12 protein-coding genes are annotated in these 13599 nt (G+C 66.8%); 6 read left to right on the forward strand and 6 right to left on the reverse strand.

Annotated features, from left to right (window positions below):
• Positions 1–10 precede the first annotated feature (10 nt).
• Entirely contained in the window at positions 11–2995 is a 2985-nt protein-coding gene (locus tag DFR49_RS17390) for an L-glutamate gamma-semialdehyde dehydrogenase (RefSeq protein WP_119036928.1), read from the reverse strand.
• 119 nt (positions 2996–3114) lie between these two features.
• Between DFR49_RS17390 and DFR49_RS17395 the strand changes: the two genes are divergently transcribed.
• The 3 genes from DFR49_RS17395 (at position 3115) to DFR49_RS17405 (ending at position 5921) form a co-directional block, all read left to right on the forward strand.
• Positions 3115–3549, forward strand: a complete 435-nt coding sequence (locus DFR49_RS17395) for a MaoC family dehydratase (protein ID WP_119036929.1) — start codon at positions 3115–3117, stop codon at positions 3547–3549.
• Positions 3550–3641: 92 nt separating this feature from the next.
• Complete coding sequence (locus DFR49_RS17400) at positions 3642–4820, forward strand: acetyl-CoA C-acyltransferase (protein ID WP_119036930.1); 1179 nt, start codon at positions 3642–3644, stop codon at positions 4818–4820.
• 153 nt (positions 4821–4973) lie between these two features.
• Positions 4974–5921 carry a glucokinase gene (locus DFR49_RS17405; RefSeq protein WP_119036931.1) on the forward strand — a complete coding sequence of 316 codons (948 nt, stop codon included), beginning with the start codon at positions 4974–4976 and terminating at the stop codon, positions 5919–5921.
• A gap of 103 nt (positions 5922–6024) precedes the next feature.
• On the opposite strand, the gene DFR49_RS17410 is transcribed toward DFR49_RS17405, so the two are convergent.
• The 4 genes from DFR49_RS17410 to DFR49_RS17425 form a co-directional block, all read right to left on the reverse strand.
• Positions 6025–6606 (reverse strand): opacity protein, encoded by a 582-nt coding sequence (locus DFR49_RS17410; RefSeq protein ID WP_119036932.1) that lies wholly within the window; start codon positions 6604–6606, stop codon positions 6025–6027.
• A gap of 210 nt (positions 6607–6816) precedes the next feature.
• Positions 6817–7476 (reverse strand): hypothetical protein, encoded by a 660-nt coding sequence (locus tag DFR49_RS17415; protein ID WP_245968616.1) that lies wholly within the window; start codon positions 7474–7476, stop codon positions 6817–6819.
• 97 nt (positions 7477–7573) lie between these two features.
• A complete protein-coding gene (locus tag DFR49_RS17420) occupies positions 7574–7912 on the reverse strand; it encodes a DNA primase (protein ID WP_119036933.1) in 339 nt (112 codons plus the stop codon).
• Positions 7913–8007: 95 nt separating this feature from the next.
• Positions 8008–9252 carry a multidrug effflux MFS transporter gene (locus DFR49_RS17425; RefSeq protein ID WP_119036934.1) on the reverse strand — a complete coding sequence of 415 codons (1245 nt, stop codon included), beginning with the start codon at positions 9250–9252 and terminating at the stop codon, positions 8008–8010.
• Between the two features lie 92 nt (positions 9253–9344).
• Between DFR49_RS17425 and DFR49_RS17430 the strand changes: the two genes are divergently transcribed.
• From DFR49_RS17430 to DFR49_RS17440, 3 genes are all read left to right on the forward strand, one after another.
• The gene (locus tag DFR49_RS17430; protein ID WP_119036935.1) at positions 9345–9842 is read left to right on the forward strand and encodes a hypothetical protein; all 498 of its coding nucleotides are present in this window, start codon (positions 9345–9347) and stop codon (positions 9840–9842) included.
• A 65-nt stretch (positions 9843–9907) separates the two neighbouring features.
• The gene (locus tag DFR49_RS17435; protein WP_119037287.1) at positions 9908–10861 is read left to right on the forward strand and encodes an isopenicillin N synthase family dioxygenase; all 954 of its coding nucleotides are present in this window, start codon (positions 9908–9910) and stop codon (positions 10859–10861) included.
• Between the two features lie 132 nt (positions 10862–10993).
• The gene (locus DFR49_RS17440; RefSeq protein WP_119036936.1) at positions 10994–12283 is read left to right on the forward strand and encodes a homoserine dehydrogenase; all 1290 of its coding nucleotides are present in this window, start codon (positions 10994–10996) and stop codon (positions 12281–12283) included.
• Here DFR49_RS17440 and DFR49_RS17445 read toward each other — a convergent pair.
• Positions 12280–13524, reverse strand: coding sequence for a glycosyltransferase family 39 protein (locus DFR49_RS17445; RefSeq protein WP_119037288.1), 1245 nt, complete (start codon positions 13522–13524; stop codon positions 12280–12282). The two genes, DFR49_RS17440 and DFR49_RS17445, sit on opposite strands and share 4 nt — an antisense overlap.
• Positions 13525–13599: the final 75 nt, after the last annotated feature.

The following is a 13599-nucleotide window of genomic DNA, read 5'->3' on the forward strand; positions in this document are numbered from 1 at the left end:
AAAGCACGGCTCAGATCCCGCCCTCGTCGAGGCTGAGCAGGCTCGCATTGCCCCCCGCGCTGGTGGTGTCGATCGAGACCGCGCGTTCGGCGACGAAGCGGAACAGGTAATGCGGTCCGCCCGCCTTCGGCCCCGTTCCCGACAGCCGCTCGCCGCCGAAGGGTTGCGATCCCACTACCGCGCCGATCATCGCGCGGTTGACGTAGAGGTTGCCGATATGCGCGTGCGCCTCGGTCACCTCGGCGGCGCGCGCGATGCGGCTGTGGAGCCCCATCGTCAGGCCGAAGCCCTTCTCGTTGACGCGCCCGATCGTCTCGATCAGCTTGCCCGACGGCCAGGTGGCGTAATGGAGGATCGGGCCGAACCATTCCTGTTTCAGCTCCTCGATCGCGTCGATTTCGATCAGCGTCGGCGGCACAAACAGCCCTTCGTCGGGCACTGGCACCGTCTTGAGCCATTTGTCGTGCACCGCATCGCGATACGACATCAATTTGTCGTACGCCGCCCGATCGATTACCGGCCCCACATCGGTCGCGGGATCGCCGGGATCGCCCACCGTGAGCAAATCCATCGCGCCCTTGAGCATCTCGATCATGCCCGGTGCGACATCTTCCTGGATCAGCAGCAACCGCAGCGCCGAGCACCGCTGCCCGGCTGAGCGGAACGCAGAGGTGATGACGTCCTGCACCACTTGTTCGGGCAGCGCGGTCGAATCGACGATCATCGCATTGATCCCGCCCGTCTCGGCGATCAGCGGCAGGATCGCGCGCTCCTCGTCGGCGAGCAGCGATTGCGCGATGCGCCGCGCCGTGCCGGTCGAACCGGTGAACGCGACCCCCTGAATGCGCAGGTCGGCCGTGATCGCCGCGCCCACTTCAGGGCCGCCGGGCACCAAGATCAGCACATCCTCGGGTACGCCCGCCTGGTGCGCCAGCTCGACCGCGCGCGCGGCGATGCGCGGCGTCTGCGGCGCGGGCTTGGCGATCACCGTATTGCCCGTGACGAGCGCCGCCACCGTCTGCCCGAGGAAGATCGCAAGTGGGAAATTCCACGGCGCGATCGTCGCCCACACCCCGCGCCCGTCGAGGTGCATCATGTTCCTCTCGCCGGTCGGGCCGGGCAGCTCGACCGATTGCAGATCGGCACGCGCACGGGCGGCATAATAACGGCAGAAATCGACCGCCTCGCGTACCTCGGCGATTGCGTCGGGGATCGATTTGAAGGCTTCCTGGATGCACAGCGCCATCAGCTCGTCGCGATGCTCCTCGAGGCTGTCGCCCAGCCTTTCGAGCATTCCCGCGCGCTCGTCGACCTCGCGCGCGGTCCAGGCCGGGAACGCCGCGTGCGCGCGGTCGATCGCCTCCACAACGCTGACCGCATCGTACGCCGCCATCGCGCCCTCGGCCATCAGCGGATGCGGCGTGTTGACCGCCGCCTGCACGGCCTCCAGCACCACCCGATTACCGAGATCGAGCCCCGCGCTGTTGATCCGCTCGGGCTGGTAGAGATCGCGCGGCAACGCGATCGACGGATGCCGCGTGCCGCCCACCGCCTTCACCTTCTCGACCGGATCGGCGAGCAGTTCCTCGTCCGATTTATGCTCGTCGGCGAGTTGGTGGACGAAGCTCGAATTGGCGCCGTTCTCGAGCAGCCGCCGCACGAGATAGGCAAGCAGATCCTTGTGCCCGCCCACCGGCGCGTAGATACGGCAACGGTAATCGTGCTCGCGAACCAACCGTTCGTACAGCCCGTCACCCATGCCGTGCAGGCGCTGGAACTCGAACTCGCGCGTGTTGCCCGCCCATTCGACGATCGTCGCGACCGTCAGCGCGTTGTGGCTGGCGAAGGCGGGGCGGATGTTCTCGGCGTCGAGCATGTCACGCGCGCAGGCGAGATAGCAGACGTCGGTCGCCGCCTTGCGCGTGAAAAGCGAATAATTCTCCAGCCCTTCCACCTGATCGCGCTTGATCTCGGTATCCCAATAGGCGCCCTTCACGAGCCGCACGTTCATTACCCGATCGAGCGCGTTTGCCCAGGCGATCACCGGCCGCGCGCGCTTGCCGTATGCCTGCACCGCCATGCCGAACCCGTCCCATCCATCGAGCGCGGGCAGCCCCGCGATCGCGCCGATGATGTCGAGGCTCATGTCGAGCCGGTCCTGCTCTTCAGCATCGACGGTGAGCGCGATGCCGCGCCCCGCCGCCTGCACCGCGAGCGCTTCCAGCATCTCGGTCAGCGCCGGCACGCATCGATCGTATTGCGCGACCTCGTAGCGCGGATGCAGTGCCGACAATTTGACCGAGATCGAATGCCCCGCCCCCGCCACGCGGCCCACGGCATCGATCGCCTTGGTATAGGCCGCGAAATAGCGGGCGGCGTCCGCTTGCGTGCGCGCCGCTTCACCGAGCATGTCGAAGCTTGCGGTGAAGCCTTGATGCTCGGGCTTCTTCATCCGCTTAAGGGCTTCGTCAATGGTGCGGCCCATCACGAAGATCTCGCCCATCATCCGCATCGCGGCGCCCACCGCCTGTCGCACGAAGGGTTCGCCCGCGCGCGCGATCAGGCGACGCAGCGGCCCTGCCTGCCCCTCGCCCACCAGCGCGCGGCCGACGACCAGCCCCCAGGTCGCCGAATTGACGAGCCGCGAGTTCGATTTGCCGGTATGCGCGCGCCAGTCGGCATCGCCCAGTTTGTCGGCGATCAGGAAATCGGCGGTCGCGGGATCGGGGACGCGCAGGAACGCTTCGGCAAGGCTTAGAAGCGCGAGACCTTCGGACGAATTGAGCTGATATTGCTGGAGGAACTGGTTCACCCAGCCCTTGTTCTGCGCCGCGCGCAGATCGGCGAGCAGTCCGCTCGCCTCGCCCATGATCTTGTAGCGCGTCGCCGAATCACTGTCGGCGCGCTGGATCAGCGGTTTTAGAATGTCGGGTTCGGGCGCGCGGCGCAACTTTGCCATGCTTTTGCGGGCAGCGGACATAGCGTCAGCGGTCATCTTCGTGGCTCCGGTTCGGGAACACTTGCCCATTGCGGGGGTCTGAGACTATCTCTCGGCCCGCGCTACGACGAAGTGAGCCCGAAAGGAAAGCCGTGCCGGAAGTTTCGCCGCAGGAAATGGCCCGGAGGGTGGGAACAACGACCCTTTCGGAATGGGTCGAGGTCTCCCAGAAGATGATCGACACGTTCGCCGACGCGACCGGCGATCACCAGTTTATCCATGTCGACCCCGAACGCGCGAAGCTGACCCCGTTCGGCGGCACGATCGCGCATGGGTTCCTCACGCTCTCGCTGATGCCGATGCTCGCCGCGAAGGTGCCCGACGCGCCTAGGGTCGCGGGCACGAAGATGGGCGTCAATTACGGTGGCAACCGGGTGCGCTTCCTCCAGCCCGTCCGCTCGGGCAAGCGCGTGCGCGGCCGCTTCACGCTACTCGCGTTCGAGGAAAAGCGCCCCGGCCAATGGCAGCAGACCACCGAATTCACCGTCGAGATCGAGGGCGAAGACAAGCCCGCGATGATCGCCGAATGGATCAGCCAGATATTCGTTTGAACCAGTAACCGTCATGCCGGCGAAGGCTGGCATCTCATGCCGCTTGAGACCCCGGCTGTCGCTGGGGTGACGATCCGCAGAAAGGAAAAGCCATGCGTTCCGCCGTCATCGTCTCCACCGCCCGCACCCCCATCGGCCGCGCCTATCGGGGCGCGTTCAACGCTCTGCCGTCGCCGACGCTCGCCGCCAGATCGATCGAGGCCGCGGTGCAGCGCGCCGGGATCGACGGCGCCGAGGTGCAGGACGTCGTGTTCGGTGCCGCGCTCCAGCAGGGCTATCAGGCGACCAACATCGCCCGCCAGTCGCTACTGCGCGCGGGGTTACCAGTGACAGTCGCGGGCATGTCGGTCGATCGCCAGTGCGCGTCGGGGCTGATGGCGATCGCCACCGCCGCCAAGGAGATCATCGACGATCGCATGGACGTGACGATCGGCGGCGGCGTCGAATCGATCAGCCTCGTCCAAACCCCGCAGATGCGCGTCGCACCCGATCCCGAGCTGCTGGCGATGCACGACGATATCTACATGCCGATGCTGCAAACCGCCGAGGTCGTCGCCAAGCGCTACAATATCAGTCGCGAGGCGATGGACGAATACGCCCTCCAGTCGCAGCAGCGCACCGCCGCCGCGCAGGCCGCGGGCAAGTTCGACGGCGAGATCGTCCCCGTCACCGCGACGATGAACGTGACCAACAAGGAGACCAAGGAGGTCTCCCAAAAGCAGGTCACGCTCAGCAAGGACGAGGGCAATCGCCCCGAGACCAATATCGAGGGACTGCGCGCGCTCCAGCCGGTGCTCGGCCCCGACATGACGATCACCGCGGGCAACGCCAGCCAATTGTCCGACGGCTCATCGGCAGCGGTGCTGATGGAAGAAAAGCTCGCCGAAAAGCGCGGCCTCCAGCCGCTCGGCCGCTATGTCGGCATCGCGGTCGCGGGCACCAAGCCCGACGAGATGGGGATCGGCCCGGTGTTCGCGATTCCCAAATTGCTCGAACGCTTCGATCTCAAGATGGACGATATCGGGCTGTGGGAGCTAAACGAGGCGTTCGCGGTGCAGGTGCTCTATTGCCGCGACAAGCTCGGCATCCCCAACGATCTGCTCAACGTCAACGGCGGTGCAATCTCGATCGGCCATCCGTACGGCATGTCGGGCGCCCGGATGACGGGCCACGCGCTGATCGAGGGCAAGAGGCGCGGCGCAAAATACGTCGTCGTCACGATGTGCATCGGCGGCGGCCAGGGCGCGGCGGGATTGTTCGAGGTATTGTAGGCCGATCCTGCCCCTCCCTCGCGCGGGAGGGGCGATCGTTCGGACACGATCTTTCCCAGAACAAAGGGATTTTGTTGTTAACTTCCGCGTGGTAGCGATCCCTTTCGCGAGAGCCGACGACGACAGGCGGCCTCGAACAAGGAGGGAGGCCGGATGGGGGCCGACGAAACGGGGCTGGTGGCCGATATCGGCCGCCAATCGGTGCGCTTTGGGCTGAGCGGCGGCAAGCAGGGGCTGGTGCCGCGCGACGTGCACCATTTCAACACCGCCGATCATCCCACCTTCACCAGCGCGCTCGTCGCCTATCTGCACCGGATGGGGCTGGAGAACCGCACACTGCCGAGCGCGCTGGCAATCGCGGGCGCGGTCCGCGGCGATGTCGTCAACATGACGGGCAGCCGCTGGTACATCTCGCTCTCCGGCGTAGAGGCGGTGCTGCGGACGCGCCCCACCGCGCTCAACGAATGCGCGGCGGTCGCCCTCGCGCTCAGCCAGCTTCCCGACAGCGCGTTCATGCCGCTCCCCGGCCCCGCGATGCGGCGCGTGCGACCGGGCGGCACCTTCCTGCTCGTCGGCCCCGGCACCGGCCTGGGCGTGTCCGCACTCATCACCGCCGGCGACCGGTTCGTGCCGGTGCAGAGCGAAGCCGCTCACATGACCTTCGCCGCACGCACGCCGGAGGAAACGCGCGTCGTCGCGCACCTCGCACGCCAGGCGCGGCGGACGAGCAACGAGGCACTGCTCAGCGGCCCCGGCCTCGTCACCGCTTATGCCGCGCTGGGCGGCACCACTACGCCCGCGCCCGAGGAGATCACGCGCAACGCCGCGCGCGATCCCGTCGCGCAGGCCGCGCTCACGACCTTCATCGGCGCGCTTGGGTCGGTGATCGGCAACCTCGTGCTCGCGTTCGGCGCGTGGGACGGCGTGTTTCTGACCGGCGCAATCGCCCGCGCGCTCCACCACAAGCTCGCCGATCCCGTCCTTCGACACCGGATGACCGAGAAGGAAGCGTTCGGGCGGCAGCTCGCCGACGTGCCGATCGCGGTCGTCAACCGCAACGATCTCGAACTCCTCGGCGCCGCCGCCGCGCTCGGGGGGTAGGACGGCGGAGTCCGCGGCGCCGACTCGGCGCCGCCGATCGCGCGCCGCACAAAAAAGGCCGGCGACTCGCGCCGCCGGCCTCCCTTGCTCGCGATGGTGGCGATCAGAATTGCGCGATAAGGCCCGCCATCGGGCGGAAGCTGTGCGCGTCACCATAAGTGTCGACTTCGAGCCGGACGCGGACGTCGTTCATCTTCTTGCCCGCCGGCGCGAATTCGGTGCCGACGCCGTAGACCATTTCGCCGTAATCGCCGCTGTTCGGGCCGAGAGCGTCGAAATTGACCCAGCGATAACCGACCTTGCCGTAGAACAGGCCGGTATCGCCCGCGCGAACACCGAAGCGCCCGGCGGCACCATATTCCCAATCGATGTCGCCGGTGAATCCCTTGGCGACGCTGCCCTCGACGCCCGCGAAGACCGGGCCGAGCGGCACGTTCACACCGGCGACGCCCTCGATGAGGCCGCCCTTGTAATTCTGGCCCGCGGGAACCGGGATGCCCGAATGGGTCACCTCGTCGTCGAACCGCTCATAGCCGCCGATGATGCCGACATAGGGCTCGATGCCGAAGGCCCGCGTGCCGTCGGCGGTTTCGACCGCACCGGTATCGGTGCTGGCGTCCTGCGCGAACGCGGGGACGGCGACGAAGACGGCCGCGCTGGCGACCGTCCAGAAAAACTTGCGCATGTGGGAATTCCTCTTGCTGTACCTGTTACATCAGCCGGCGCCCGAGAGGGTCGCGGGTCGGTCGCGGCTGCAAGAGATCAAACCACGCGATGCTTGAATTGTTGCAATGCGGTGACAAAAGATGCGCCGATTCCGGCGACTGTTGCTATCAGGCCACGCTTTCTTTCGCTGCGATGAACAAATAATGCTGCATCGCACATGAGCCCCGGTTCAGGGACGGGGCGCGACGTCGCTCTTGACGATGTGCCAGCTTTTGTCCTCAGCCGTGGCGCCGGGAATCTCGGCGGTGCGGTGGAGCGTCACCGATCCGCGCCTGTTGAAAGGCTGCTCGCCGTCTTTGAGCGTGCCGTAGACCTGCACGGGCACCTCGACATAGCGTTGCCCGGCGCCGGCATCGACGCGGCCCGGCGCGCCGATATTGGCGTGATAGTCCTTGTACTTGCCGAATGCCGCCGCGAACGCCTCGGCGCTCATTCCCGAGGCCTTGCCGCCCTCGCTCCAGAGCTGCCACGCCTCACGATACTTCCCCTGCTCGAGCAGCGCGTAATAGGTCTGGACGACGTTGGCCGCCCCTTGCGCGCTTTCGGGCGTGAACGGCGCCTCGGATACGGGCGTGCGATCGTCGGGCAGGCCGCCGGGTTCGCCCGGTGCCGGCGGATTGGCGGCGGGGCTCGGTGCCGGCACCGGTGCGGGCGTCGGCACAGACGTCGGCTGGTTCTCAAGCGCGTTCGCGGCATAGGTATCGATATCACCCTGCGCTTCGGTCGCTGCCACGTTGATGTCGATCGCGTTGAGCGATTCGCGTGCGCCGTTGCCCACGGTCGTGGGGTCGCCCCCGCCGCACGCCGCCAGTGCCAACGTCAAGGTCACGATACCCGATCTCAGATGCACGATTCCTGTCCCGGTCCATGATGCGAGAGAGAGCCAACGCGGGCATCGCCGCGCACGTTCCACGTCCGCGTGGCGCTCAAGGCTCTAGCGCGTCCTCATCGTCGTCGTCGAGACCGTCCTCGTCGTCGGTTGCGTCATCGACATCGGCCTGGTCGTCGTCCTCATCCATGTCGGCATCGGACTCGCGATAATCGTCGCTTTCCTCGCCGAGTTCGTCGTCCCCCATCAGCAGGTCGTCTTCCTCGTCGATGTCGTCGTCATCGCCCAGATCGGGATCGAGATCGACCATGATCGTGCCGTCGCTCGGGCCGGTGCGCGTCGTCTCCAGAATTTCGGCGCGCTGGCTCTCGTCATAGCCTTCCTCGTCATAGCCGTCGTCGCCCGGGCCGTGCCCGGAAACCTGATAACCGCCCATCGTCCGTCTCCACCGGCCGCGCCTCGCGGCCATCACCCGAATCGCGAACGGCGCAGACGCCCTGCCGGTTCCCGCGCGGTGCGGTGAAATGACGGTCAAGTGGGGCGGAACAGCCGTCCGCGTTCGACCAGCGCGACGATCGCCAGCGCGATCAGCCCCGCCACGAAGAAGCCGAGGAACAGCGGCACCGTCGTCCCGTCGAATGCCTGGCCGATCCCTGCGCCGATCAGCGCGCCGACGGTGACGGTGGTGAAGCCCTGAACGCTCGATGCGGTGCCCGCGATCGCCCCCATATTCTCCATCGCCATCGCCGAGAAATTGGAGGTTGCGAGCCCGAAGCACCCCATCGTCAGCGCCTGGATGACCGCGAAGGTGGCAAGCGTCTCCCAGCCCGCCAACGCGACGACGAGATGCAGCCCCGACAGCAGGATGAGGCCGACCAGCGCCGAATGCGAGATCCGCCGCGTGCCGACCACCATCACGATGCGCGAGTTGAGGAAATTGGCGACCGCCATCGTCGAGGCGGTGATCGCGAACACAAGGACGAGCAGCTTGGGGGCATCGAACACGTCGAACACGATCTGCTGAACCGAATTGATGAAGCCGTAGAGCGCCCCCATCAGCGCGGTCGAGGCAAGTGTGTAGCCCAACGACCAGCGGTCGGTGATCGTCATCCGCCAGCCGCCCGCGAGCCGCCTGAACGAGAGTGGCATCCGGTCGATCGGATGCAGCGTCTCGGGCATCCGCATCCAGAACCACAGCAGCACCCCGGCCGAGATCACGCCGATCATCGCGAAGATCAGCCGCCACGATCCGAACAGCAGGATCGTCTGCCCCACGGTCGGCGCGAGCACCGGCGCGGCCATGAAGACGATGAAGGCCAGACTCATCACGCGCGCCATCGCCCGGCCCGAATAGCAGTCGCGCACCAACGCCACCGTCACCACGCGCGAGGCGGCGATCGCGGTGCCGCCGATGAAGCGTGCGATCAGCAGCAACTCGAAGCTCGCCGAGAAGGCCGCAACGAAATTGGCGATCACATAGGCCGCGAGCGCGACCCCGAGCACCGGCTTGCGCCCGAAGCGATCGGCGAGTGGCCCATGCGCGAGCTGCGCGACGCCGAAGCCGATCAGGAAGGCGGTGATGACGAGTTGGCGCTCATTGGCGGTCTTGACCCCCAACGCGTCGCCGATCGCGGGCAGCGCGGGCAACATCGAATCGATCCCGAGCGCGGTCAGCGCCATCAGCGCGGCGACGAGCGCGACGAACTCGCGAAAGCCGAGCGGCGGCGCGTCGGGCGCGATCCTGGCGGGCTGGGTACTCATGTTGCGGTGCGTCATGCCTCAAAGCCGGCCCCGCGTCACCCCGTCTTGACGCACAACGGGCGTGATCATAGTGTATTGCTATAACAATACACGAAAGGAGCCGCGCGATGTGGCGTTCGCTGATCCTTCTCACTGCCGTCGTGCCGGTTGCTGCCTGCGGGTCGAACGGCGATTCCGGCACGACGATCACGATCAACAGCACCGACAGCGATGGCAATGTCGTCGCCCGCGCCGACGGTGCATCGGGGAAGGTATCGGTCGATCTGCCGGGCTTTTCGGGCGAACTGAAGCTGCCCAAAATCCATCTCGATGCCGAGGATTTCGATCTGAACGGGGTCCATCTCTATCCCGGATCGCAGATCGCCAACATGGCGGTCGACGCCAAGGGCGATAAGGGTGGCGTGGTCACGGTCGATTTCGACAGCCCTGCCGATCCCGCGACGGTTCGCGACTGGTTCAACGGAAAACTCGGTGCGGCCGGCTTTTCGCTGACGACGAAGGGCGACGGCCTGGTCGGCACGACCGACGAAGGCAAACCTTTCCGGCTCGACATCACCCCGGCGGCAGGCGGCCATGCGACCGGAAAGATCGTCGTCAGCGGCTGACCGGCTGTTCGCGGCGGCGGCGGCCATCTATAACGATTCGTTTCCCGCACACGGATCCGATGACCATGCTCGATACCCCCGCCGCTCATGTTCCCACGCTCAGCCTCGCCGATCAGGCGCGCGACCCGGATGGGTTCGCCGCAGCGTTCGGCGGCTCGTTCGAGCGCTTCGGCTTCGCGATCGTCGCCGATCACGGCATCGATCAACACCTGATCGACCGCGCCTGGGCGCTCACCGAGGCGCTGTTCGCGCTGCCCGAGGACGAAAAGCGCGGCTATCATATTGCCGGTGGCGGCGGCGCGCGCGGCTACACGCCGTTCAAGACCGAGATCGCCAAGGGCGCCGAGGCGGTCGATCTCAAGGAATTCTGGCACGTCGGCCGCGACCTGCCCGAAGGGCACAAATACGCGCGCGACATGGCGCCCAATGTCTGGCCCGATCGGCCCGAAGGTTTCCGCGACGCCTTCATCGAATTGTTCGCCGCGTTCGACGCCGCCGGAGATCGATTGCTGTCCGCCATCGCGCGCCATCTGGGATTGGTGCCCGACTGGTTCGACCGCGCGGTCAAGGACGGCAACAGCGTGCTGCGCCTGCTCCATTATCCGCCCATCCCCGCCGATGCCGAGGGCGTCCGCGCCGGCGCGCACGAAGACATCAACCTCATCACGCTCCTGCTCGGCGCCGAGGAAGCGGGGCTCGAACTGCTCGACAAGGATGGCCGCTGGCTCGCGATCCGGCCGCCCGAAGGCGCGATGGTCGTCAATGTGGGCGATATGTTGCAGCGGCTGACCAACCACGTCCTTCCCTCGACCACGCACCGCGTCGTCAACCCACCGCCCGAACGCCGCGGGCATTCGCGCTATTCGATGCCCTTCTTCCTGCACCCGGCGCCCGATTTCCTGATCGAGACGCTGCCCGGCTGCGTCAGCGCCGCCAATCCCGATCGCCATCCCGAGCCGATCACCGCACACGATTATCTGCACGAGCGGCTGGTCGAGATCGGGCTGGTGAAGAAATAGGCCGCACTCAGGAAATTACCGTCACCCTGAACTTGTTTCAGGGCCCATCCAGCCGCTAGAGAGCCGATCCCGGCGCTTGCCGCCTGATAGATGCTGAAACGAGTTCGGCATGACGGTTGAAGAGGGACTTGCATGACCGAACCGTTGCGTGTTGCGATCGCCGGCCTGGGCACGGTCGGCGCCGGCGTGATCAAGCTGCTCGACGCGAACGGCGCGCTGATCGCACGGCGCGCCGGACGGAAAATCGAGATCGTCGCGGTATCCGCGCGCGATCGCGCCAAGGATCGCGGCGTCGACATCACGCGCTTCGATTGGGTCGACGACACCGGCGGACTCGCCCGGCACGAACGTGCCGATGTGGTGGTCGAACTGATCGGCGGATCGGACGGCCCGGCGCTCACGCTGGCGCGCGAGACGCTGAAGCAGGGTCGCCATTTCGTCACCGCCAACAAGGCGATGATCGCGCATCACGGGCTCGAACTCGCCCGCGCCGCTGAAACCACCAACGCCGCACTCAAGTTCGAGGCGGCGGTCGCGGGCGGCATTCCGGTCATCAAGGGCCTGCGCGAAGGCGCCGCCGCCAACGAGATCGGCCGCGTCTACGGCGTGCTCAACGGCACCTGCAATTTCATCCTGTCCAAGATGGAAAGCGAAGGCCGCGATTTCGGTGACGTGCTCGCCGAGGCGCAGGCGCTGGGCTATGCCGAGGCTGATCCGGGCTTCGACATCGACGGCGTCGATGCCGCGCACAAGCTCGCGATCCTCGCCAGTCTCGCGTTCGGCACGCGGCCTGCCTTCGATCAGGTCGCGATCACCGGCATCCGCGAGGTGATCGCCGCCGATATCGCCGAGGCCGCGTCGCTCGGCTATCGCCTCCGCCTGGTCGGCGTCGCCGAGGCGAACGGCACGGGCCTGTTCCAGCGCGTCCATCCGCACCTCGTCCCGCTCGATCATCCGCTCGCGCATGTCGCGGGCTCACTCAATGCGGTCGTCGCCGAGGGCAATTTCGTCGGGCGGCTGTTCTTCGAAGGCGCGGGCGCCGGCGATGGCCCGACCGCGAGCGCCGTGGTCGCCGACCTGATCGACATCGCGCGCGGCGAATTCGGCCCCGCCTTCGCGATGCCCGCCGACGCGCTCGCCGCCGAAGCCGGGGCCGACACCGGCGATCGACGCGGTCGGGCCTATCTGCGCTTCGCGGTTGCCGATAAACTGGGCGTGCTCGCCGAAATCGCCGCCGCGATGCGCGATGCCGGCGTCTCGATCGAAAGCCTGATCCAGCGCGGAGCGATGCCCGACGGCAGCGTGATCGTCGCGATCGTCACCCACGAAGGCCCCGAGCGCAGCGTTGCCGCGGCGCTCGACAAGCTGCGCGGCTCACCGAGCCTCGCGGGCGAGCCGATGTGGATGCCGATCCTCGGCTAAACCCAGCTCGCGAACCACGTCCAACGGCGGAACGCATCGGGCCCGTCAAGCGGCATCGCGACGATGATCGGGTAGAAATAAACGAACAACGCCGCTGCAAGGATGACGAATGCCGACTGCGCGCGCTTGCTCACGTAGCGATCGAGCGCCGCCGCAAGCGCGGGGCAGAGAAACAGGCTCGACAGGAAATAATAATAGAAGAAGCCCAGCGATTTCGGGATCACGATCCACGGCAGATAGGCGCCGAGCCACAACGCCACGATCGCCAATAGCGCCGCTGATCGGTCGCGCACGCTCGCCCACAGGCTCGCCGCCACCGCGACCAGCCCGCCCCACAGGATCGCTGGGTTGCCGATCATCAGGATGCCACGCATCGCGCCGTCGGCGCGCTCGTACAGATACCAGATCGGCCGCAGCATCAGCGGCCAGCTCCACCAACTCGACTGGTAAGTGTGTGGGGCAAGAATCTGCGTCTGCTCGGCGTAGATGGTAAGCTGGAACGGCAGCAGCGTCGCCAGCGTCAGCGGGTCGTTCGCGTAGAAGAAGGCGGGCAGGAAGGTAAGCAGATACGCCGCCCCTGCGCCGACCACGAGCACCAGCAGCAGTGCGGGCGTCACCACGCCCCGCCAATACGCCCGATCGCTCACCTCTCGAAGGCGGAGGACGAGGATCGCGAGCCCGGCATAGCCAAGGAACGGCACCGCCGCCCATTTGCAGCCGATCGCGAGCCCGATCAACGCGCCGCCCAGCGCTACCCGCGTCAACGCGCGCGCGCCCGAGGCACGCCGCGACGCCAGCAGCACCGCGACAGCGCTGACCACGAACGCCGCCATGAAGCCATCGAGCATCGCGATCCGCGCCTGAACGAACAGTGTCATGCTCAGCATCGCAAACAGCCCCGCGAGCACCGCCGGGCGCATCCGGCCGAGCAATTGCCAGGTGATCGCGAACAGCGCGGCGACGGTGACCGCGCCCGCCACCGTCGAGAAGAACCGCCAGCCCAGGCTATTATCGCCGAACAGCGCGATTCCAGCGGCGATGATCGCCTTGCCGAGCAGCGGATGTTCGGTGTTCACAGGCGCCGCCAGCGCCAGCATCGTGCGCGCGGCGGGCACGTAATGCACTTCGTCGAACACGAGCGTGTGGGGCACGGATACGCGGATCAGGAACAGCGTCTCGGCGACGAGGCCGAGCAGCACCGCCACCAGTATCGGACGAGGGTGAGACGGCGCCGCGGTCATCATCGAGCGGCATAGCGCGGCGCCGATCGCGCAGGAAGGCTTGGCAGCCCCCAAAAGGAAAGGACGTTGACGGGC

This window comes from Hephaestia caeni, from assembly GCF_003550065.1.
Classification (GTDB): Bacteria; Pseudomonadota; Alphaproteobacteria; order Sphingomonadales; family Sphingomonadaceae; genus Sphingomonas; species Sphingomonas caeni_A.

Excerpts from the sequence above, each read along its gene's own strand:
- DFR49_RS17390 (WP_119036928.1), bottom strand. The coding sequence starts at position 2,995 with ATGACCGCTGACGCTATGTCCGCTGCCCGCAAAAGCATGGCAAAGTTG.
- DFR49_RS17395 (WP_119036929.1), top strand. The coding sequence starts at position 3,115 with ATGGCCCGGAGGGTGGGAACAACGACCCTTTCGGAATGGGTCGAGGTC.
- DFR49_RS17400 (WP_119036930.1), top strand. The coding sequence starts at position 3,642 with ATGCGTTCCGCCGTCATCGTCTCCACCGCCCGCACCCCCATCGGCCGC.
- DFR49_RS17405 (WP_119036931.1), top strand. The coding sequence starts at position 4,974 with ATGGGGGCCGACGAAACGGGGCTGGTGGCCGATATCGGCCGCCAATCG.
- DFR49_RS17410 (WP_119036932.1), bottom strand. The coding sequence starts at position 6,606 with ATGCGCAAGTTTTTCTGGACGGTCGCCAGCGCGGCCGTCTTCGTCGCC.
- DFR49_RS17420 (WP_119036933.1), bottom strand. The coding sequence starts at position 7,912 with ATGGGCGGTTATCAGGTTTCCGGGCACGGCCCGGGCGACGACGGCTAT.
- DFR49_RS17425 (WP_119036934.1), bottom strand. The coding sequence starts at position 9,252 with ATGACGCACCGCAACATGAGTACCCAGCCCGCCAGGATCGCGCCCGAC.
- DFR49_RS17430 (WP_119036935.1), top strand. The coding sequence starts at position 9,345 with ATGTGGCGTTCGCTGATCCTTCTCACTGCCGTCGTGCCGGTTGCTGCC.
- DFR49_RS17435 (WP_119037287.1), top strand. The coding sequence starts at position 9,908 with ATGCTCGATACCCCCGCCGCTCATGTTCCCACGCTCAGCCTCGCCGAT.
- DFR49_RS17440 (WP_119036936.1), top strand. The coding sequence starts at position 10,994 with ATGACCGAACCGTTGCGTGTTGCGATCGCCGGCCTGGGCACGGTCGGC.
- DFR49_RS17445 (WP_119037288.1), bottom strand. The coding sequence starts at position 13,524 with ATGACCGCGGCGCCGTCTCACCCTCGTCCGATACTGGTGGCGGTGCTG.